18 protein-coding genes, 2 tRNA genes and 1 pseudogene are annotated in these 20,029 nt (G+C 56.7%); 12 read left to right on the top strand and 9 right to left on the bottom strand.

Translation table 11 applies throughout. The features are described 5' to 3' along the window. The coding region (locus G454_RS0103170) for a transposase (protein WP_027717435.1) at nt 1-237 on the top strand (237 nt) is incomplete at its 5' end. 378 nt (nt 238-615) lie between these two features. Here G454_RS0103170 and G454_RS0103165 read toward each other — a convergent pair. The 6 genes and pseudogenes from G454_RS0103165 to G454_RS20220 form a co-directional block, all read right to left on the bottom strand. Next, on the bottom strand, nt 616-882 hold the full coding sequence (locus tag G454_RS0103165; RefSeq protein WP_156896639.1) for a hypothetical protein: 267 nt from the start codon (nt 880-882) through the stop codon (nt 616-618). Nucleotides 883-1,011: 129 nt separating this feature from the next. Then, nucleotides 1,012-1,263, bottom strand: a pseudogene (locus tag G454_RS22840) (transposase); the annotation flags it as partial. Nucleotides 1,264-1,526: 263 nt separating this feature from the next. Beyond that, entirely contained in the window at nt 1,527-2,564 is a 1,038-nt protein-coding gene (locus G454_RS21295) for a hypothetical protein (RefSeq protein ID WP_156896638.1), read from the bottom strand. Then, nucleotides 2,564-3,817: a hypothetical protein gene (locus G454_RS21290; RefSeq protein ID WP_156896637.1), complete on the bottom strand. Its 1,254-nt coding sequence runs from the start codon at nt 3,815-3,817 to the stop codon at nt 2,564-2,566. The genes G454_RS21295 and G454_RS21290 overlap by 1 nt, the downstream gene beginning before the upstream one ends. Before the next feature lie 335 nt (nt 3,818-4,152). Next, complete coding sequence (locus G454_RS20770; protein ID WP_084413207.1) at nt 4,153-4,857, bottom strand: ImmA/IrrE family metallo-endopeptidase; 705 nt, start codon at nt 4,855-4,857, stop codon at nt 4,153-4,155. Then, on the bottom strand, nt 4,841-5,206 hold the full coding sequence (locus G454_RS20220) for a helix-turn-helix domain-containing protein (protein ID WP_281168432.1): 366 nt from the start codon (nt 5,204-5,206) through the stop codon (nt 4,841-4,843). The genes G454_RS20770 and G454_RS20220 overlap by 17 nt, the downstream gene beginning before the upstream one ends. A 143-nt stretch (nt 5,207-5,349) precedes the next feature. On the opposite strand from G454_RS20220, the gene G454_RS22835 reads away from it, so the two are divergent. From G454_RS22835 to G454_RS0103125, 5 genes are all read left to right on the top strand, one after another. Beyond that, a complete protein-coding gene (locus tag G454_RS22835) occupies nt 5,350-5,574 on the top strand; it encodes a helix-turn-helix domain-containing protein (protein ID WP_084413206.1) in 225 nt (74 codons plus the stop codon). An 819-nt stretch (nt 5,575-6,393) separates the two neighbouring features. Continuing rightward, the gene (locus G454_RS0103140; protein WP_027717431.1) at nt 6,394-7,248 is read left to right on the top strand and encodes a hypothetical protein; all 855 of its coding nucleotides are present in this window, start codon (nt 6,394-6,396) and stop codon (nt 7,246-7,248) included. 15 nt (nt 7,249-7,263) lie between these two features. Further along, entirely contained in the window at nt 7,264-7,689 is a 426-nt protein-coding gene (locus G454_RS0103135; RefSeq protein ID WP_027717430.1) for a hypothetical protein, read from the top strand. Beyond that, entirely contained in the window at nt 7,662-8,012 is a 351-nt protein-coding gene (locus G454_RS0103130; protein ID WP_027717429.1) for a hypothetical protein, read from the top strand. Before G454_RS0103135 ends, G454_RS0103130 begins: the two co-directional genes overlap by 28 nt. A 154-nt stretch (nt 8,013-8,166) precedes the next feature. After that, nucleotides 8,167-8,622, top strand: a complete 456-nt coding sequence (locus G454_RS0103125) for a hypothetical protein (RefSeq protein WP_027717428.1) — start codon at nt 8,167-8,169, stop codon at nt 8,620-8,622. Nucleotides 8,623-8,827: 205 nt separating this feature from the next. Here the strand turns inward: G454_RS0103125 and G454_RS0103120 are convergent, their stop codons facing one another. The 3 genes from G454_RS0103120 to G454_RS21285 form a co-directional block, all read right to left on the bottom strand. After that, complete coding sequence (locus G454_RS0103120; RefSeq protein ID WP_156896635.1) at nt 8,828-9,799, bottom strand: hypothetical protein; 972 nt, start codon at nt 9,797-9,799, stop codon at nt 8,828-8,830. Nucleotides 9,800-9,804: 5 nt separating this feature from the next. Beyond that, on the bottom strand, nt 9,805-10,086 hold the full coding sequence (locus tag G454_RS0103115) for a helix-turn-helix domain-containing protein (protein ID WP_027717426.1): 282 nt from the start codon (nt 10,084-10,086) through the stop codon (nt 9,805-9,807). A 97-nt stretch (nt 10,087-10,183) separates the two neighbouring features. Further along, a complete protein-coding gene (locus G454_RS21285; protein WP_156896634.1) occupies nt 10,184-10,339 on the bottom strand; it encodes a hypothetical protein in 156 nt (51 codons plus the stop codon). A 40-nt stretch (nt 10,340-10,379) separates the two neighbouring features. Between G454_RS21285 and G454_RS0103110 the strand changes: the two genes are divergently transcribed. From G454_RS0103110 to G454_RS22550, 6 genes are all read left to right on the top strand, one after another. Continuing rightward, nucleotides 10,380-10,475 (top strand) — tRNA-Ser (locus G454_RS0103110). A 5-nt stretch (nt 10,476-10,480) separates the two neighbouring features. After that, a tRNA-Trp gene (locus G454_RS0103105) sits at nt 10,481-10,554 on the top strand. A gap of 222 nt (nt 10,555-10,776) precedes the next feature. After that, a complete protein-coding gene (locus G454_RS0103100) occupies nt 10,777-13,869 on the top strand; it encodes a DUF927 domain-containing protein (protein WP_027717425.1) in 3,093 nt (1,030 codons plus the stop codon). Nucleotides 13,870-14,398: 529 nt separating this feature from the next. Next, nucleotides 14,399-16,609: an ATP-dependent DNA helicase gene (locus G454_RS0103095; protein ID WP_027717424.1), complete on the top strand. Its 2,211-nt coding sequence runs from the start codon at nt 14,399-14,401 to the stop codon at nt 16,607-16,609. Further along, nucleotides 16,588-19,440 carry a DNA polymerase gene (locus tag G454_RS0103090; protein ID WP_027717423.1) on the top strand — a complete coding sequence of 951 codons (2,853 nt, stop codon included), beginning with the start codon at nt 16,588-16,590 and terminating at the stop codon, nt 19,438-19,440. The genes G454_RS0103095 and G454_RS0103090 overlap by 22 nt, the downstream gene beginning before the upstream one ends. Continuing rightward, nucleotides 19,416-20,021 (top strand): hypothetical protein, encoded by a 606-nt coding sequence (locus G454_RS22550; protein WP_027717422.1) that lies wholly within the window; start codon nt 19,416-19,418, stop codon nt 20,019-20,021. Before G454_RS0103090 ends, G454_RS22550 begins: the two co-directional genes overlap by 25 nt. Nucleotides 20,022-20,029: the final 8 nt, after the last annotated feature.

Raw genomic sequence — 20,029 nt, 5'->3', positions numbered from 1 at the left:
ATGGAGGCATATCTTTACAGCCAGACACCTGCGTACAAGCACGACATGCGTGTCCGTGCCTTAATTGAGCCCAAAAACGGTGAGCTGGCCCGCTGGCACGGGCTACGACGCGCCCGCTACTGGGGGCTAGTAAAGACTAGGCTTCAGGCCATTTTCACTGCCCTGGCGGTAAACTTCAAGCGATGGGTGTACCTGGCAATTGCTGCCAAGCGGGCAGTCAAAGCCGCGGCAGCCTAGGAATAAGGAGTTTCTCTGCCTTTTTCAAGGACTTGGTTACTTTATATTGGTACTAAAGGTGGCGATTTGCTGTGGTAAGCTCTTCCATAAAAGCCTGATTGCCATATAATGTTAATTCTAGTTGGTTAAAGGGTTATGACTTGCTATTTTCCTTCGGTTTTGCGACGGTCTCACTACTACCGTTAAGTTGGCGCCAGAAACAACCTGCTAACAATCCTCTGCCTGCAGGTGGGGCAGTACCCGTACCATGAAGTGAGGCACACTTGAAGGAGGCGTCTTAAGCTCGGTATTGTCCACGACGAAAATAGAGTTTTTTGAGCATGAAGAAACTCCAGCACCAGGAAGCCAAAGCTACCATGACCAGATTACATTATGATGTCATCCCTGCCAGGTACGCCCTTCATAATGGTCAAGACCCAGTTCGTTCTTCAGCTGGCGATAATTTTGCTCCACCCACCAGCGGCTCTTGGCATAGTACACCAGGTGAGAAAGGGACGTCTCGGCCGGTAAGTTGGAAAGCCAGAAGTTTTCCGGTTCGTCTGCTCCCGGCGGCCATTCCGCAAGTAACCAAACTTCGCCTTCGGGGGCCTGCAAGCGGGCAGCCCAAAAACGGCTTTCCAAAGCATTTTGGTACCGATCCGCCAAGTTACCTCCCGCCAGGTAGCAGCAGGCTGTTCCCGGGCCAACTGGCTAACGGTTTTGCGGTCCCCAGGATAAACCTCAAAGCCATCACCGGTTGGGGGTACCGCAAGTAGAGCCAGAAGGGTGTCTTTGTCAATGCCCACCACATAATGCAGCTGACGGGCTGTCAGTTCCCGGCGAAATTCTACCACCCGAAACCGCCACCTGGCAGTTGGCCACCTTGCCCAGGGTGTTGCAATACTGCCGGGCCACACCCCCGCTGTGGTCTCCCTTCTTGGGGAAAGCGGTCTCATCCACAATCCACACGGGCTGCTGGAGGTCTTTAAGCTCCTGGAGGACAAGTTCGCACACAGCCCGGCGGACTTTCCAGGAGTCCCAGGGGCTCTGGCTAGTAAGTTGCTACAGTGCTTGCACGTTTCCGTCCGGCCAGCGCTTGGCAATGGCAGCCGGTGTCTTGCGCCCCCCTTCCGTCAGCAGGTCGCGTATATACACCTGGGCATGGTGCCCCCGTTCCTGGCGGCCCAATAGCGGCAAAATCGAATGCAAGTACCGCTTGAAATATGCGCTCCGTGCCAGTAGTTCCTCGTACCTCATACCTAAAGCATATTCCGTTATCAATAAAGCGTCAGCCACTTAACGTAGTAGTGCTAGATAATTTTACGTCTATCAATCCTTAGAAAATCGCATAGCAATCCAAGAATTCCCTTAATGTGGCTTGGGCACTCATGTGGCATTGTTATGCTTTGTGAGAATGCTAGATTTTCAAAGTCTCTGGCTAGTGTAAAAAGATGCTTTAAATTATCGGATTTAGCAAAGAAATCGGCAAGTATCTCAGCAGGGTATTCAGTAAGCTGACTTATTATTTCTTGTTCAAATTTTTCACGCGAAAAGAGCCCTGTGTTAGATGAACTTGCGAGGAGGTACAGCGCATCATCGATTATTTCTTTAGCACGCTCTTTACCCGCAGCACCGTACCTGAAGCCCTCCGCAAAACATGCTTTTCTTAAGTTGAAGTCAAGAGGGATTAGGAGACGTGAAGAATAGTCAACAGCAATCAAAAAGTAAGAGATTAAAATGTAAAGCAGTCGAAGAGAAGCTAAAGATGTCCTATTCGAAGCCAAATACTCTTCTATAAGAAACCGAATTTTTTCCAGATAAAGATTACATCCGTTAAAATTGAGTGCATTAAGGAGAACGGCTTTCGACTCTCTATAGAAGCGTGGCCAGGAAATTCTTCCATCAAGAATGGATTTTGTATTCAGGTCCTGAATGAATAGTTCTTCGGTTATCCTATTGGAATTGATATTAACCCCATTGATTATTCGTTGTAGAAACTCCCCAGGAAGTACTATCACGCCATGCCGCGCGCCAAAGTCTCTAGTCTCTTTCCGATTATCGGTTGTAGCAACTATTGCACGGTCCAAGCCGAGTACTTCTCGCAACCCCTTAATCCAAAAAATTCTTTCTAGTGCCTGTGGGGTCCTTTTTCTTTTTACGTCTACGCATATACGTTCGCGAGTCAAAGAAGTGGACTTTAAATAAAGCCATAGATCTACATCGGTTACATCAAATCCCTTGTAACTAAATGGAACGCTTCGGACGACAAAATAGCCTAGCGACAAAAAGTATGCTCTAAGAGCTTCTTCAGCCACTTCTCCTTTGCCTAAATGGTGCTGTGATCCCATCAACCAAGCCCTCCCGTACGAAGGTCATTAAGTAGCTTAGCGACACTCTTTTTTAATGGTTCCATTTGTTTTTTCCGGATCAAGACACGATTTTCCTCGGGACCGCGGTAACTTATCGCAGAAACAGGAGGAAGTTGCAGAAGAGATTGTGTGCTAGCTTCACCTTCAGTAATGGCCATTAGAGCTAATTGCCCTACATCTTTTTTGAGAAGGCGCATGTAAAAACGACCATCACCAACAGGTTTTACTTCCACTACCCCCTTTATTTCAAGTATCTTATAATCATGTCCTATAGCAGTAGCTGGGCCTACCCAATCGCCGTCTATAAGTTTTTTCATAAGCTCCCTTATCATTATTATCCTACCACGTTTATACGGACTATAATTCATCCCATAAGTGAGAGATGTAACAAAAGCCTTTGCCAAGTCGAAAGCGTCGTCGGCTATAGAATTTGTAAACTTGGAAAAAGCTGCAGGCTGTGTGATAAAGGAAAAAGTTCCATTTTCGTTAACGATTGAATTCTCATCTATGAATCCGATGGAACAAAGTTTTGAATAAAGGTTATCACCGAGAATTGCTACTGCTTCTTGTTTTGGGATACAAGCTTTTATCTTGAGCTGATTGGATAATTCTGATACTTTTCTGACTTCATCTGAACTGAGAGAAGAAAGTATACCATATATCTTTCTCATATCGTTTCTTCTAAAGAGGTTGCCATTGAAATACAGTCTTTGATCGCCCACATCTTCATAATCAATGAAGCCAATTTGCTCATATTGGGTGAGAATATCTTCAGTATCTTTTTTGGGGAGACGGTATATGTCGGATACGTATTCCAGTACATTTTCCTTTTTAACAGGGAGTTCAGATACTTTTTCGGATACCTCGAGTGCAGCTTTCTCATGTGAAGTCGGAGAAGCCTCCTCAAAAATTCTGGCAGTGTGTTCTAAAATACTTGTTGTTGTGAGACCAAGAATAGAGATCCCTGATTTACCTGTGTCAATAAGTCTTTGCTTCTTTAATTCCTCAAGAATGGGGGGCAACTCCAGCTTCGTATTAATGCCATTTGCCTTAGCTAGGATGTTAACCCGCTCGTATTCTATATCTTTTACTTTTGAACTTGCTAAAGCGTTAAGCATAATACCACATTTGCCTGCAAAGCTAATTTGTTCATATTCCTGAAAGGGAAGTACCACGTTAAAGAGTTTATAGCAATGATGTATAATCCAAGCACCTTCAGTCTTCTTATCCATTTCTACTAACCCCCCGATCGGCTAACTCAGAGTTTCAAATTGTAAAATTATGGGTTACAGTGTGGAACCTTAAAGGGCTCTAAGGCTATTTTGGAAGTGACCACGCCAAAAACAACAAAAAATCCTTAATGTACTCAATAGCTTCTTCTTTCATTTTCCCCCAAATAACGCACTCCAAAAGGTCGGGTACTTCTGCAGTTAAACTGCCGCTAGCTCGAGGACCAGCAGTACGCTAAACTGGCATGCCTTAGTTGACTCCCTCTAAAAACAATACCATTGTCGTATAATGTCGAAATGCCCCGAAAACACTAAAATCCGCCTAGGCGGATTGCTTTTTAGAGGGATATATCCAGTTCATCATTCCTTGCTACTGCTATTTCACGGTGCGCTTCAAATACCTTGAATTCTCTAACAAAATTGCCCCACACTTGAAGGTAGGTACCGAATTGTTGCTGCATCCAGTCATCATCACTTAAATCGTCAAGGGCAAAACTACGGTTTATTTCGTTACACCTTATGCTTGCCGTTGTTAAAGAAACGTGACACATCTTCATGATAACCTCTGGTTTTATAAGCTCCGGCATCATTCTCCCTAAAGCCCTCAATATCGGAAGAGGCATGAGAAGCTCTGCGGCAAAAATCTCCGCCTCTCGCTCTAAAACCCAGTATTCCAATGCAGTCAAGTTGTTGTTCCTAAGCAAACAAGTCTTATCAAATTGCTCCAAATGCCCTAGCACTATATGTCCCACTTCATGCCCGATACTATAGCGAGCACGAGGATAGTAAGATAACTCGTCATACACTATGCAATATTTCCTATTACAGTAAAATACATCGCTTTCTTGGCCTGCAGATAAAATCTCCCACCTGGTAAGCCCGGTCAGTCGCGCCACCTCTTTTACGGTAAACACGCGCCAGCCGCACCGGCGGGCAACTTCCGCAGGATCTACAGGAAGCGAGCAAATGCCTGTTGCCTTTATAAACTCCCGCGCCTTTTTTATGACCCACATTTCCCGCGGTCCGTCAGGTATCCTTTCCATCTTTTTCAAACGCCTCGGGGAACAACACCTTCGCAATTTGGATGGAGGTTTCTATCCACTTCTTCCGCTGCTCCGGGGTCATCTTTTCAGCGGCGCGGGCAATCCTGCGAATATCGGGGAGCACGCTTTCCTCAGGCGCTGGATGGGGATCGTTCGTGCGTCCAAGAAGCCAATCGACGGAAACACCAAGATGGTTGGCAAGTATAGAAACAGTTTCCATATCAGGCATATGAATACCGTTTTCCCATTGTGAAACAGTAGATTTCCCTACGTGAACCCACTTGCCCACATCCTCTTGGCGAAGACCTAACTCCATCCTCCTTTTCCGTAGGCGTTCTCCAAAAGTCACTGTGACCACCTCATTTTCAGTGTAATTCAGGCGCCCTGAATTTACAACTGCGTTCAGAGATTATTAACTTGCATCTTGACAGGTTCAACGTATCTGAATTATAATGGGTTCAAAGTCGGTGAACTACAAAGGGTGTGGTGCTAATGCACAAGCTGGAAGAGATCCGAATGAAGCTTCAAATCAACAAGACGGAAATGGCTCGTCGGTTGGGAATTACAAAAAGCAATTACTCCAACATCATAAATGGACACCAGGGGATCTCCGTAAGAGTTGCATTAAAGGCGTACCAGGAGTTTGGTGTTCCGCTTGAAGAATTGTTGTGCCCCGGAGTTCAGCGATGCCGAACCAGTGATAAAACTGCCCCCTAAACTTCTAGCAAACGATAGTATTCGCCCCACGCATAAAAATCCTTCCAGCATTTTCCCTCCCTGCTTTTTGTCTTTCGCCGCCGGGCCCTCGCCGGGACGGCCCGGCGGCGGGGGAGAGGAAGCAGGGGACGCGGCAAACCCCCTCACCCGGAAGGGACGAGGGAGGCACCAGGATACGCCGCAGTAGACGCCGCCCCGTGGCTGAGCTTCCCTGCCGAGGCGGGGGGCAGGTCACAGGTAAGGGGAGTGTACGGCAAGGCACAGACCACTCAGTTCGCAGCGGTGCACGCACCAGCATTCGCTGCACCCCACTGCCGCGACCGGAGGGCTGAAATCAGGACTTTTACCGGGTACGCAGCAGCCGTTTCCAGCTATGCCCGAAGGCGTAAATGGGAGATGCAGGCGGGGGAGTAGTACAGCGCCTACAGCACCCGCCGGGTGAAAACGAGGCCGCGGCGGGGACCGGCTCAGGGGAAGGGAAGGCGGGACACTGTTCACCGGGTCCGGCCCAACGGAACCTGCGCCTGTACGTAAAGAATCAATTTCCAGGTAAATCAAAACCGAATAAAAAAAGGCCGCCGAAAAAAGCCCCCACAATTTTACCTATACCCCGAAACGGGAAGGCTTTGACTCCGGCAGCCTCATTCCAAACCTTACCCTGAGAGGGAGTGTGGTCGTTAACCTGCCCCTTTTTTCGGGCTGGCCGCGGCCAACCCGAATTGGTCCCGGCCGGCAGGACAACTGAATAGCCCAGCGGGAGGTTGCCCCCTTTCGCTGGTCACGTACATACATTTTACCACCACCCAGGGGGAGAGAGTAATGTACGTGTTTGCCATTGACAGGGACGGGCGCCTGGGTGGGTGCATGTCCCGCAAAACCGCCGCGAAGGTCGTTGCTTCCGGGCGGGCAAAGTGGGTAGGGTTGAACTGCGTGCAGTTTCCCAAGCGCTTCAAGCGGGCAGTTCCCCTGGAGAAACTCTTTGAGCGCGGCATTCCCCTTTTAGACACCGCCTGCCCGGAAGTGGTGTGGATGGGCGAAAACGGGGAGTACGAGGTAAGGGATGTGGCCGCCCGCCCGCGCGGAAAGGAAGTGCAGGAAACCCTCCACCTGTGCCGCGAAGCATGGCTGGAACTCAGGCGCGAAGAAGCGGCAGCGAGCGCCCTCCCGGAAACCGCAGGCGCGCTGCTAGAGATCCTGGGGTTAGTGGAGGATATAGAAACGGATGCACTCTCGGAAACCGCAGGCGCGCTGCAACAGATCCTGGGATTGATGGCCGGGGAAAAGGCGGTCAAAGAAGGCTTTCCTGATGCCCCCAAGAAGAAGCGGGAAGAAGAGAAGCCTGGGCCGCTCTCCGTCATAACCGGTGCCCTGCCTCCGTTAAAACGCTACACCCCGGCCGATATCGGGGCCGGGTTAACTGGCCGGGCGAGAAAAACGGCCAGGCGGAGGGCGTTCCAGAAGCTGGCGGCAATGTATGAAGAGCTGCACGCCTATTTTAACCTGCCGCACTGGTCTGTCAAGATAGGGGACCGCTATGTTTCGCGCGACTACCTGCTCGATACCGTGCAGAACCTGATCGACCGCTTCTGGAAAACGGATCCTACCAGGTATTGGGAGTACCGCCACCGGCTTGACGGGATAGTTATCGAAAGTCAGGCACCGGCCTGGCATTAAGGAGCGGAAACACCCATGGGGAAGAGCTGGAACCGGAACCCTAACTTCGGCATCTGGGGCGAGGATGCGGAATACCTGTGGCGGGAACCGGAAAGGCCCTTGATCTGCGGCCGTCCCTATGTAATGCCTTACAAGGAAAGGCTGCATTACCTGCCCACAGTGGATACGATTGCTGGCTTCAGGTTCGAAAATATTGTCTATCCCCGTTCTGAGCGCACATACAAACTCATCATCAGCATGGCCCGCCAGGTGAGGGAAGAGCACAACAATGCCTATGCCAACCCTCACCAGTATCCCCTGCCGGATTGGTTCAATCATCCCCAGAGGAAGAAGTTCATCACCCTGTTCCGGTACCTCATTGCTAAGGGGTTGCGGGACAGTGGGTGTTACCTCGAAAAAAGGAGTGGGCGTAAGTGGTCCCGGTCACCTTCAAATGGATAGAGCTTGCGGCCTGGCATTACCGGAACGCTGAAAGCAAAGAGGAGAGGGCAGAAATTGTCAGGTGGGTTTTTGTGCGTGCGAAGCACAATGCACGCTACGACGCGGTTCGTGCGCTGGCCAGGCTCCTGGGCGTCAGCGCCGCGCGGCTGGCGCGGGAAGCCAACCTAGACGAGCTAAGGCGGCAGATGAATCGCTGGCGGCGCGGGCGGGGGAAGAAACCCCGGATAGATCCGTACCGGGACCTGCGCGAGCATCTAACGAACTTGCAGGTTCCAAAAACTTTCCAAAAGGAGGCCCGCTTTATTAAAAGTTTCTGCTGTTGACTCGCATCCCTTCAGTTCTGACCACCCACGAACCAGAGGCGTGTGTATAGCCCCGGGGATTGGCTGCCAATCCCCGGTTGTTATTTTTCGGAGACTTGGCTCCTCCATTTCATCGGTTTTGGGGCCAATCAAACTTTATAAGGGGGAAACGCTTATGGGCATCCGCGAATCCTTGAACAAGGTCAACAGCATGACCGGCGAGCTTGCTTTTATCGCCGGGCGGGAAAAGGGCGAGATTGACGACCTGCTGGACGAAGACATCACAATTGACGAATTAGCAATAGTTACCAGCAAATTCGACAACGGGAAGGAGAACGCCGTGTTCACCGTAGCGGACGACCACAGGCGGTTCTACCGCACCGGTTCCTCGACTGCCGTGGCCGCGCTGAAGGAGTTGGCCGCAGGACTGGAAGAAGATGGCTTGGGCTGGGACGCCCTCACCGTGCGGTTCGAGCGCGTCAAGAGCAAGCAGGGGCGAAGGTATTACGTGGTCAAGGCCGAGCTGAAACCTGCCGTCGAAGCCGCCCTGGCCAAGAGGGACGCCGCAAAAGGCGCCGCCGCAAAGGATTTCCCCGTGCCGGAGCTGCCGGAGGATGATTTTCCGTTTTAGCTGGAAGCCCGGCCCCGTAAAGGGCTGGGCTTTTTTGTTGGGGAGGTGGATTTTTTATGCCAGCACAGCGCGGGCAAAAGAAAACAAGCAATTTAGTGAATTCAGAAGTTACGCCGGGAGTTGTAGTGCTAGGGGAATTCAAGGGGGTTGAAGCCCAAAAAGTGCTTGAAAAAATAACGAAACTGGTACCATATGTTCGTAGTGGTCAACATGCTAGTCGCTTAGGATAAAGTACAAAACCGCGAACGATGTACATTTTATCTTTTTTGAATTCCCAGAGCCAATCAAGTATGTACGGGCATTCAAACATCTTCAAATTGACAGAAAGGCTACCCATAGTAACTAAGTGTTGTTTAAAATTAAGAAGGTTGTTAATCATATCGGAGTTCAAGTTGTAAGGGTTCCTTATTACTTTGGCAAATTCATTTGCTTTGTTGCCCTCAGTATTCCACTCAAAAATGTCACTTGCCAAAACAACACACCCGTCAGGAAACGTAAGGTCATGCAAAAGCACAAAATACCGATCCACTAAAAGATTTGAAATCTCTCTTATAATGGTAGTCATTTTGTTTAGGGCCATTTTTGGAGAGTGGGGCAAAATTGAAAAAATAAATGGAGAGAATAGTTGGGTTGTGACACATACTGACACAACTAAGTCGTAATTTTGACCGATTTTAGGAAAAGGAAAATCTAACAAGTTGGCCCTCAACTTCCTTAAGCTTGATAAAAATCTTTTGTAATATCTCTGTCTGGAAGCTTCAACAAAATCTTTAAAAATTTCTGTTTCATTCAAGCCAGTGAGGTCAATGTAAAGAGTTTGAAACTTTTTATTCATATTATCGGGTAGCCTACTCAGAGCACGTAACAATGATTGCCTGTCTATATCAGCCAAGTGAACTTGTTGAAAATTTTCTCCAAGGTACTCCAATGGAATGTCATTGCAATTTCCTGCCCCTAAAACTATGCATCTATCTCGCTTTTTTAAATAGTGCAAAGACTCGCTTATCAACTTTTTAACGGCTTCTCTATGATGGCTCCACGCATCGTAACAACCAGCTGTATTCTGATTAATCAAGGAAAGGTAGTGCACATAAGAATATTCGGGATCAATTTCTCTGCCGCAACAATCTAAATAAGTTTTTCTACTTAGACACGGGCATAAAAAAGAAATCTTCATCCTTATCACACCTCCTTCGGTCGCAACTCCACTTCCAGCTCGGCATCCAGCGCCGCGGCCACTTTTTTCAGGAACCCTATGGTCGGATTGACCCGGCCATTCTCAAACCTGGCGATAGCGGCCTGCTTGGTGCCGATCCTTCGGGCCAACTCCTCCTGGGTCAAGCCTTTCTCTATGCGGCGCTTGATCACCGCCCTGAGCAGCCGGTATTCCGGCTCCAGGGCCTCGTATTCTTCTTTAAACTTCGGGTTTTTCAGTAGCTGTGCCTTCAGTTCGCGCCAGTTCATCCCCTGCTCCTCCCTTATGGTACCCAGTTTATAACATATGCGTTATGCCTTCAAGGGTGATGGTGCCACGCCCGGCCCCGCAGAGGGCTGGGTTTCCTCACCTCAGCGAACATACCCGCCCGGCGGCCACGGGCCTGGCGCGGTTCTGTACTCCGCGGGCGCGCCAGCGCAGGACGGGCGGTGCGGCCCTGCTGATACGGCGCCCCGACGCCGCACCCAGGGGGGCAGCCGTGGACACGGGCGGGTTTTTCACCGGGGCCGCTGGGATGCGTGCCCGGCGGCCCCGCTTCCACGGAAGGCTGGCCGAGAAGGCCGAAGGCACCCGCCTGCTAAGCGGGTGGGCGGCTTTTAAAGCCGCTCCGGGGGTTCGAGCCCCCCGCCCTCCGCCACGCGCAGGGGAGTAGTTCAGCGGCAGAACGCGGGATTCCAAATCCCGAAGTGCCGGTTCGAGTCCGGCCTCCCCTGCCACGCCCCGCACGTATTCTGTTTCTTTCCCCAACGGCCCGGAGAACCCGGGCCGGTTTTCTTTTTTGGAGGCGGCAAAGCATGGCAAGGAAATGTCTCGGCCATCGCCGCTTCATCTCCCTCTCTGGTTCGATTTTCGTGCCCTCCCCGGCTGGACAGAGGCCGGGGCTTTTGTTTTTTAGGGCACGGTAATCGAACCGACGAACAAAGGAAGAGGGGGAGAGTATGCTGAAACAGGCACACATCCAGCGCCTGATCGATAAATATGCCATTCCCGAAAAGAAGGCCGAAGAGCTGGTTCACCTAGGGGTCCTGCGAACCGTAAGCGCGGAAGAGATAGAAAATCTGGTGGGCCGGAGCAACCAGGAAGGCGATGGGATACTCATCAAATACCCCACGGCGCCGGATATGTTCGCAATCCGCCTGGACGTACCGCGGCCCCGGGCGGGAGGCAAGACCCAGAAGTACGACCGCCCGTCAGGCATACCTCCTAGGCTTTTTGTGCCGCCCGGTCTAGACCTGGACCGGCTGGAAGAAATCTGGATCACCGAAGGCGAGCTGAAAGCGCTGTGCGGCTGGGCGCACGGCCTGCCCGTGGTAGCGCTGGCGGGAGTGTGGAACTGGCGCCGGAGCGTGGACGAGGACGAACCCATAGAAGCGGCTGCAAAAATGGCCGGGCCGGAAGGCAAAGCCCCTGACCCGGAAGCGCTAATAGAGGACCTGCGGAGGGAATGGACGGGAAAGAGGATTGTCCTCATTTACGACAGCGATATAGACCAGGAACACCCCGCCTGGCCCGCGTTCGGCCGCCTGGCCGAGCAACTCTATGCCCTGGGCGCAGGTGAGGTTAAGGTCCTCACCCTCCCTGCCGAGCCGCCGCTGGAAGGGGAAGGAGAGGGCGCGGATAAGACCGGCCTGGACGACTTCATACGCCGCCGTAAAGCGCGGGGGCACGATCCTGTGGCCGAACTGCGCGAGCTGGTTCGGCGGGTGCCGGAATGGGTGCCCTCCGGCGGGTACCTCTTTGGATGCACCGAAAAGGTGGGCACCCTTGAGGGGTTGGAGAAGTTCGCCCGGAGTCGCCTGGCGTCCGGCGATCCCGTAAAGATGGTGCTCGGTGCGGCGGCTTACTACGTGGCGGGAAGGCAGACCATGCTCCAGGCCGCACTCAGGGACCTGGGTATCCGAGGAGAGTTGGCCAAGGCGGTAAAGGAAGACGCCCAGGCAGAGGCCGAAAGAGTGCAAGCCAGGCAGGAATGGCGCCGCCCGCAGGAGCGGGAAGAAGAAGGGGAAGGCGGGATTTTGCGGGCGAGAACGATAGCCGCCGCCTTTCCTCCCGCGAAGGAAGTTTTACCTCCCGATTTCCCCTTCCCGGACGCAAAGCGCAGGAAAGCCTTTTACGACATTCGCGGCAGTAGGGTGGTGCTGGTTCAGGTAGAGGAGGATCGGGAGAGGGAAGAAGAGGTGGCCCCCACGGTGGTTCTCCTCACCCGCCGCCTGACCCCGCTGGAGGGCGCCGAAGGCAACAGTGAAATATGGGAAGTGGCCTGGTGGGAGGGAGGGAAGTGGGAGAAGCGCCAGCTGCCCGCGGATTACTGCTTCGACACCGGCCAGCGCAAGTGGCTCATCAGGGCCGGCGTGCCCGTATCCAGCGCCACCGCTGAACAGATGGTAACGTGGCTGAACGCCCTGCGCGTGCAAGCCGTCTACGGCGGCACCCCCCTCCCCACGGCCAGAACGGTGGACCGCTGCGGGTGGCACACGGGTCCCGGCGGCGAGCCGGTGTTTGTTTTCGGGCGGGAAATCCTGACCTTAAACGGCACTAGGGACCAGGAAGCCGATGCCGCCGGGTCGGCGGTGGAGGGGCAGGACCCGGAAGAAGAAATCGTCTGGGCGGGCGACACGTGGATCTCGGTCATGGAGCGTCAGGTCCTGGCCAGCTTCGGCACGGGCGGCGACCCGAGGCGCCACAGGGAGTTTCTGCTGGAAATGGTGACCAGGTACCCCCAGGCGGCATTTGGCGTGGGCTGCGCCTGCGCCGCGCCCCTGATCGCCCTGCTCCGGGAGGCTCCCGGTGCCAAGCGCCTTGACGTCTCGGGTTTCACGGTAATGATGGGTCCCGGCATTAGTCAGGGCAGAAGCAGGCACCAGGGTAAGACCTGCTGGAACCGCATCGTGGCCGGGTTGTTCGGCTGGCCGGAAAAGGACCCGAAGGGCAGGCTGCGCTTTGCGGACCGCACCAGGGTGGCGCTGGGAGTGCTGTACAGCACCTCCTGCGACCTCCCGGTGCACATAGAGGACGCACACCTGATCATCCAGGAGCGCAAAAAAGAAGCCGCCACCGAGCTCGACTGGCTCCTCCAGCTGACCGCTGGCGGTATGGACCGCGAACGCGGAGCCAAAAGCGGCGGCGGACGGAAAACCAGGTACTTCCGGACGGTGGCCTTCTGGACCAGTGAAGTGGACCTCACGGCAAAAATCCCGCCGGGTTCCGGAAGCGTGGACCGCATCATCAAGGTCCCGCCCCTCCTCCCGGTGGAGAGCGACGAAAACCGGGAGGAAGCCGAGCGGATCGAGCGCGAAACACTGGCCAACTACGGTCACGCCGGAAAAACGTACCTGCAATACATTTTACACCGCCTGGTGCGAGATCGCCAGGGTTTTTTAGTCGAACTCGGCGAGCGCTACGACAGTGCAGTGGCCGCCCTCCGCGAGTGCCTGCCGGAGGACCCTGCCGCGCGCCACGTAGCAGGCAGACTGGCCAAGCGTGTTGCCCTCGGCTTGGTGGGATTGAACTACCTGATGGAGGCGCTTGGGGTGGGCGAGGAGGATACAGGAAAAGCACTCACCACCTTCCTCCGGTGCTGGAGTGAGATGGTACTGGAGGGTGTGGAGAGCCTGGACAGCCTGGAGGACCGGGCCATGCAGGCTGTGGCGGATTTTGTGGCCGAAAATGGCGAGTTCATTCAGGATTACTATCATGAAGAGGGGGAGAAATCGGCTAAGAAGTGGATCGGAGCAAAGGTGAAAGTGAAGGGGGAAGAAGCAATAGCTCTGCTGGAAAAAGCTTTTGCGGAAGCCGTGAGAAGGGAGCCTTATAACCTGGATCCCGACCAGGCTCTGAAGGCGTTGTGGGCCGCAGGGTATGTAGTAGGTTCCACGGTTAAGAAGTCAAACGGCAAGGCGGTCAGTATTCCCAAACACCGGGCGCGTGTCGGCGATTTTCGGCCCTGGTGCGTGTGTATACTTTTGAAGTTCTTGCAGGACAAAAGGGACGAAAAGGAGGAATTGCCACCCGATATTCACACCGTGTTTTGACCTGTCCCAACTTTTTGTCCCAACCATCCAAATCCTCAAACCCGCGTGAAATCAAGGTTTGAGGGGTTGGTAATATTAGGTATCCCACTGGTTAGGACAGCGGTTAGGACACCTGGAAGCCTTGATATTACTGGGCTTGAGGGGTCTAAAAGGTGTTTTGTCCCAACCTTTCCGAAAGAAAAGTGTATATTATGGGAGGATCATTTTTACGCATATATGTTGGTATATGCTGGTAATGGTATATACTGGTAATATGTATGTGTATGGCGGGCTATATTTATATATTTTGTTTTTCGGATCAGTTGGGACAAATATACATATATACCCCTTTCCTCCCCATTTTATACGGCCTTCCGGCTGTCCCAACCACTGTCCCAACCAGTTAGGACAGGTTGGGACAAACACGCAAAAAATCCAGCAATGATGCGGGTTTCAGGGTTTTAAAGTAGTTGGGACAAAAATTCGAAACCGAGGATACCCCACCAGGGTATCCTCGGTTTCTGTTTTTTCAGGAGGTGTTTTTCTCGCTATGCTGGCCAAACAACCTTCCCCATACACTTTCCCCTCCCGCGCCCTAGAGGTTCTTGACGGCGCACCCGGCCTGGCGCCCCGCCGGGGCCAGCGCGAAATGCTTGTACTCATTGCCAGGGTTCTGGCGGGCGATCGCGCGGAGCGCCACGCGGCCATAGAGGCGGGCACGGGTACGGGCAAGAGCTACGCCTATCTGGTTCCCACCATGCTCTGGGCCGCGGAAACGGGCCAGCGCGTGGTGGTGGCCACGGGTACAAAGAACCTCCAGGAGCAGCTGGTCAAAAAGGACGCTCCTTTCGTGCAGGAGCTGATCTGGATGGCCACCGGGAAGCGACCCAGGGTGGCCGTGCTTTTCGGTAAAAACAACTACCTCTGCCCCCGCCTCCTCACCCGCCGCCTGGAGGAACTGTGGGCGAAAGCAAACGCCTCCCTGGCTGTGGGCGTTGCACTGGGCCGGCGGGAGCAGGAGGAGCTTTGCTGGCTGGACCTGCTGGCCGCCTGGCTGGAAGACAGCGGCTCCGGCTTTAAGGACCACCTGCCCGCCTGGCCCTACTTGCCAGGTGCTGCTGAGGACCGCGACTACTGGTGGGGGCGGGTATCGGCGGCCGACGAGGACGCCGACTGCCCGCACTGTACATTTAAAGCCGCCTGCGGCTTCCGGAAGGCCCGCGATGAGGCGGCCCTGGCGGACGTCGTCATCGCCAACCACCACCTTGTCCTGGCAGATTTGCTGCTCCGCAGGAAAGCTGGTTTGAGCCTTTTTACACCCAGGAAAGGTACGGGCAAACCCCCGGAGGTCCTGGTGGTGGACGAGGCGCACGACCTGCCGGATGCGGCGAGAGGTGCTCTGGAGGCGGCGTTCTCCCGGCGCAGGGTGTCCAGGCTGCGTGCGGATGCGCTGCGGTTTTTTAGGGAACTGCGCGATTGGGCGGAAGAGGCGGGGTTGGTGGCAGCAGAGTATGCAACGGACAAGTTCAGCATTGCCGAGGACTTTGACCGCCGCGAATTTCCCCGCCTGGAGAGAGATCTGGACGCCCTCTTCGCCTGGGCGCGGAATTACCTGGCGGGGGAGGAATGCAGGTCTCTTCACCCCGGCGCGGCGCCCCCGGTAGAAAAGCTGGACCTCCCAGGTAAACTTAGCTGGTTTTTCGTGAACCTTTTTAGCTTTGTAGAACGTGTCGTGGAAGCGGTGGGGGCGGAGGTAGAGGGAGACCGCGACCTGGAGCGTGAGTTCGACCCCTTTGCCCGCCGCGCAGAGAGGCTGGCCGAACGTTGGGAGGAGTTGTGGGAGGCCTTCTGCCGGGCGGTCCTCCTGGAGCGCCACTACCGCCTGGCCGGGCAGAAGGGGGACGTGTGCTACGTCGAGCGACCGGAGAGATTTGTGGCGCACCCGGCGGACCCGGCTCCCGTCCTGCGCGGACTCTGGTCCTGTTACGACCACGTTTTCCTGGCCAGCGCCACGCTTTTTCCCTTCCCGCAGAGTGAAGGCTTCAGCTGGTTCCGGGAAAGGTTCGGCTTTGGGGAAGAAGAGCTGGCCATGGGCGTGGTGCCCAGCCCGTTTGACTACGAGCGGCAGATGCAGGCGGTGGTGCTGACGAACAAGGAACTGGCCCCGCCGGACGGGGACAGGAGGGAGGAGACCGGAGAGCAGTACGTCCGCCGCGTGGAAACCCTAGCCAGGGCGGTGCTGAGGACGCTGGAAAAGGTGGACGGAGGCGTGCTGGCGCTGTTCACCAGCTACCGCGAGATGAGGGACGTGGCCGGGTTGGTGGAGCGCAGCTTGCCCGCTGGCCGCGCCCTGCTGGTGCAGGGGGAGGCGGGCAAGTCTGAGTTGCTGGAGCGTTTCAAAGAGCACGGCCGGGCGGTACTCTTCGGCGTGGCTTCTTTCTGGCAGGGAGTAGACGTGCCGGGGAGCGCTCTGAGCGCCGTGCTGATCGCCCGCCTTCCTTTCCCGCGCCCGGACGACCCTGACGTGGAGGCGGAGTGCTGGCTGGCCGGGCAGCGGAAGAGGTGGGTCAAGGTCTATTTGCCCCGTGCCTCTTTAGCGCTCCGCCAAGGCGTGGGGCGGCTGATCAGGACCGAGGCGGACACCGGCCTTGTGGTCATTGCCGACCCCCGCGCGGCAGGGGTTCACAAACGTTTGGTAAGGAACTGCGTGCCCGTTGAGTTAAAGGAGGCGGTCCTGGCATGGGATGGAAAGAACTGCTAGCCCGTGCCTGCCGGGAGGCGTTTGGGAGAAGTCCAGAGCAATCCCTTCCTTCCGAGCCGGGCGGGCAGGAGGAGGCAGCCGCCGCGCAGGTTCCGCCCCGGCTCCACCCCCTTCCCTCTCCTCCCGGGATACCTGAGTTGCTGGTTGAGAGCGCGCGCTCCTTCAAACCTATCACCCCTCCCACCCTCACGCTGTTCCGGCTGGAGTGCTGGGCGAGGGGGCACCGCCCGGACCTTCTCGCCCGGCTGAGGGCGGCACAGAGGGCGGTGGAGAACGCCTTCCTGCCCCACGAGGAGGAGGCCGCCTGGGCGGAGTTCGAGGTCGCGAAGGCCGCCCTGGAGCGGGCTTGGCGTGAGTGGGCGCAGGCCGGGGCCTGCCAGCCCACCCTTTTCCCGCAAGGCGGGCAGAGCGGGGATACGTGCGGTCCTGTCGACGCAAGCCAACCCCCGGACCACCTGCCCGGGCCGGTTCACCCGGGGCTGGTGTCCGGGGAGGCGGATGCCGCTTCCGCGCCCGACCGCGTGGCGGAAAGGGTTGGGGAAGCCGTAGCGAGTGCAGCTCCCGGCGGGGCGGTAGGGAAAGCGCCGGCAGGGCAACCCCGGAGTCGGCAAACTTTATTCCCTTCGCCGGAAGAGGAGAAAGCTTTCCGCTCACCCTGGCAGGACTGGCTGGAGGCGGTAGAGGTCGTGTGGGTAGCCGATCTCGCCGCCTGGCGGGAGGCCCTGGCGGAGGCGCGGGCGGTTGGCATCTGCGGGTGGGACCTTGAGACGACCGGGCTTGATCCCCTGCAGAACCGCATCCGTCTGGTGCAGCTGGCGGTACCCGTTTACCCGGAGGGGAGGAAGCGCCTGGTGGCCGACGACTGGCGCAACCCGGCGCCGGGCGGTGGTGCGAAGGTTTACGTCCTGGACCTTTTCGTGCTTTCCGGGGAGGAACGCCGGGAGGCGCTGGAAGCCCTGGCCGGGTTGGTCGCCGATTCCGGCGTGCTCAAGGCCGGCTGTAACCTCAAGTTCGACCTGGCCTTCCTGCGGGCGGGTTTAGGTGGGCGGCGCATCCCGGCGGAGCGGCTTTTCGACGTGATGCTGGCCAGCCAGCTCTGCACAGCCGGGGACTTCGTGCCGGGGGGCCAGTGGGAAAGATACTGCGCCGAGCGCGCCCTGCGCCCGGCCAGAAATGACCGCGGGCAGGAGCTTAAAGCAACCCGGCTGGACACCCACGGCCACCAGGTGGTATTTGAGCACGACAACCAGAAAGAGATCAAGCCTTTTTACCCCACCCACTCCCTGGCGCAGATAGTCCACCGCCACCTGGAAGTGTGGCTGGAGAAGGAATACCAGCAAGCTGACTGGCGCGGGGAGCTTTCGGAAGAACAGGTGCGCTACGCGGCACAGGATGCGGCAGTGCTTCTCCCCCTCCAGGAAGTCCTGACCAAGCTCCTTTTGGCCAACCGCCTGGTGGACGTGGCCAGGATAGAGTTTGCCTGCCTGCCCGCCGTCGTGGAAATCGAGCTTTCCGGGATGCCGTTTGATGCTCCACGCGCGCGGGAGCTTTTGGCCGCCGCCGGGGAGGAGCAGGCCCGGCACCGGGAGGCGCTTGAGGCGCTGGCGGTCGGAGCTGGCTTCACGCCCAAGCCCAGGAAGGGCAAGAGGGGTACAGCGGGGTTCAATCCCGACAGTTCTCTAGACGCCCTGGACCTCCTGCGCCTGCTGGCAGAAAGGGAAAGCCTGCTGGCGGGTAAGAAGCTGGGCGTGGAGGGAGAGGAGTTCGAGCTGGAAACCAGGGATGAAACCCTCACCCGTCTGGCGGCCCGGCTGCCCCAGCAAAGCCCCCTGCGGCGTTTTGCTGAAACCCTGCAGGCTTATCGGGCGGCCAAGAAGCGGGTGGACTTCCTGACCAGGTGGCTGGAGAAGCTGCACCCCGCCACGGACCGCCTGCACCCGAACCTTCGCCAGTTGAACCCCCAGGGCGTGGGGCGGTTTTCGGCCAGTGAAGCCAACATCCAGCAGGCACCTCGTGGTTCCGAGATCCGTCAGCTCTTCCGCGCTCCGGAGGGACGGAAGCTGGTGGTGGCGGATTTTTCCGGAATTGAAATGAGAATCATGGCCCAGCTTTCGGGTGACCGGGCTATGATTGCAGCCTTCCGGGACGGTGCGGACATTCACCGCCGCACGGCGGCGGCCATATCCGGGAAACCGGAAGAAGAAATTGACAAAGCGGAGCGACAGGCGGCCAAAGCCTGCGGGTTTGGTTTGATCTACGGAATGCAGGCCGGGACGCTTCAGCTCTACGCCGAGACCAGCTACGGTGTGAAGATGACGCCGGAAGAAGCCGAGACTGCCCGGCAGGCTTTCTTCCGTACCTACCCTGCCGTGGCCGCCTGGCACTCCCGCCAGGCCCGCCAGGGGAGGGAGAGCGGCTTTGCGGACTACTGGCGGCACGACTTCGAGCGCGGCTTTTACCGGGAGAGGCGTCCCTGGATTCGCACCCTCGGCGGCAGGCTCCGCGTGTGGCCCGTGGTGCAGGAGCAGAACGGCCCGCGCAAGGCCGGGGCCTTTACGGAGCTTTATAACTCTCCCGACCAGGGCACGGGGGCCGACATGCTGAAGTGCGCGATGGCACGGCTATACCGGGAACTCCTGCGGCGGGGGTGGGAGGACGTGAAGCTGGTGGCCACGGTGCACGATGAACTTGTGCTGGAAGCTCCGGGAGGACTGGCCGAGCAGGCTGCGGACCTCCTGGGGGCAGTGATGGAGTTGGCCGCCACCCGCTTTCTGCCGGACGTGCCGGTGGAAGTGGAGGTGGCGGTGTGTGGCAGCTGGGCAGAGAAATAGCCGGGCATTATTCGCCCCCCTCCCGGCGCCCCTCCTGGGAGTGCGCCTCGCTTGCCTGGGCGCGGGAGCACGCCCCGCGCCTGGCCGCCTGGGTGCTGGAGCTGGAGGAGCGCGCCCGGCTGGCCTGGGAGCCGTGGGCGGAGGAGGAGGCGTGGGCGGAGTGGGAGCTGGCGCGGCGTGAGCTGCGGCGGGCGTGGGAAGAGGCCACGGGGCGGGCCCCTGGAAACGCCCCGGAGCAGCCCCCGGAGGAGCCGCCCGCCGCCGGGAACGAGGCGGGGGAGCGGGAGCTTTCCTTCGCGGAGGCGGAGGCGCTGTTCGGCGGGTTTGATGCGGTGTGGGAGTTAACGGACGCCCAGGCCGGTGCGCTGGAGAAGCTCTTTGCGGCCAAAGGCCCGGTGCTGGTGCGGGCGGAGGCGGGCTGGTTTGGGGCGGAGGAGTGGAAGGAGAGGGTGGCCAGAGTAGATGGGGCTGCCGCGTTGCAGTGCGGCGGCGTTCCTGGTAGACTAGTAGCAGGGGCATTGCGGGAAAGAAGGTGCAGGAATGGCGGAAAGGGAAGAGTTGCTAAGACGGATTACAGTTAATCCCGCCA

This window comes from Desulfovirgula thermocuniculi DSM 16036, assembly GCF_000429345.1.
Taxonomy (GTDB): Bacteria; Bacillota; Desulfotomaculia; order Desulfotomaculales; family Desulfovirgulaceae; genus Desulfovirgula; species Desulfovirgula thermocuniculi.
The sequence above is the reverse complement of the archived record's forward strand: the minus strand, read 5'-3'. Positions and strand labels throughout refer to the sequence as shown.

Coding starts and splice junctions, on each gene's coding strand:
- G454_RS0103115 (WP_027717426.1), bottom strand. CDS start 10,086: ATGAACTGGCGCGAACTGAAGGCACAGCTACTGAAAAACCCGAAGTTT.
- G454_RS0103125 (WP_027717428.1), top strand. CDS start 8,167: ATGGGCATCCGCGAATCCTTGAACAAGGTCAACAGCATGACCGGCGAG.
- G454_RS0103140 (WP_027717431.1), top strand. CDS start 6,394: ATGTACGTGTTTGCCATTGACAGGGACGGGCGCCTGGGTGGGTGCATG.
- G454_RS21295 (WP_156896638.1), bottom strand. CDS start 2,564: ATGGGATCACAGCACCATTTAGGCAAAGGAGAAGTGGCTGAAGAAGCT.
- G454_RS0103120 (WP_156896635.1), bottom strand. CDS start 9,799: ATGAAGATTTCTTTTTTATGCCCGTGTCTAAGTAGAAAAACTTATTTA.
- G454_RS0103090 (WP_027717423.1), top strand. CDS start 16,588: ATGGGATGGAAAGAACTGCTAGCCCGTGCCTGCCGGGAGGCGTTTGGG.
- G454_RS0103135 (WP_027717430.1), top strand. CDS start 7,264: ATGGGGAAGAGCTGGAACCGGAACCCTAACTTCGGCATCTGGGGCGAG.
- G454_RS22835 (WP_084413206.1), top strand. CDS start 5,350: ATGCACAAGCTGGAAGAGATCCGAATGAAGCTTCAAATCAACAAGACG.
- G454_RS20770 (WP_084413207.1), bottom strand. CDS start 4,857: ATGGAAAGGATACCTGACGGACCGCGGGAAATGTGGGTCATAAAAAAG.
- G454_RS0103095 (WP_027717424.1), top strand. CDS start 14,399: ATGCTGGCCAAACAACCTTCCCCATACACTTTCCCCTCCCGCGCCCTA.
- G454_RS21290 (WP_156896637.1), bottom strand. CDS start 3,817: ATGGATAAGAAGACTGAAGGTGCTTGGATTATACATCATTGCTATAAA.
- G454_RS0103100 (WP_027717425.1), top strand. CDS start 10,777: ATGCTGAAACAGGCACACATCCAGCGCCTGATCGATAAATATGCCATT.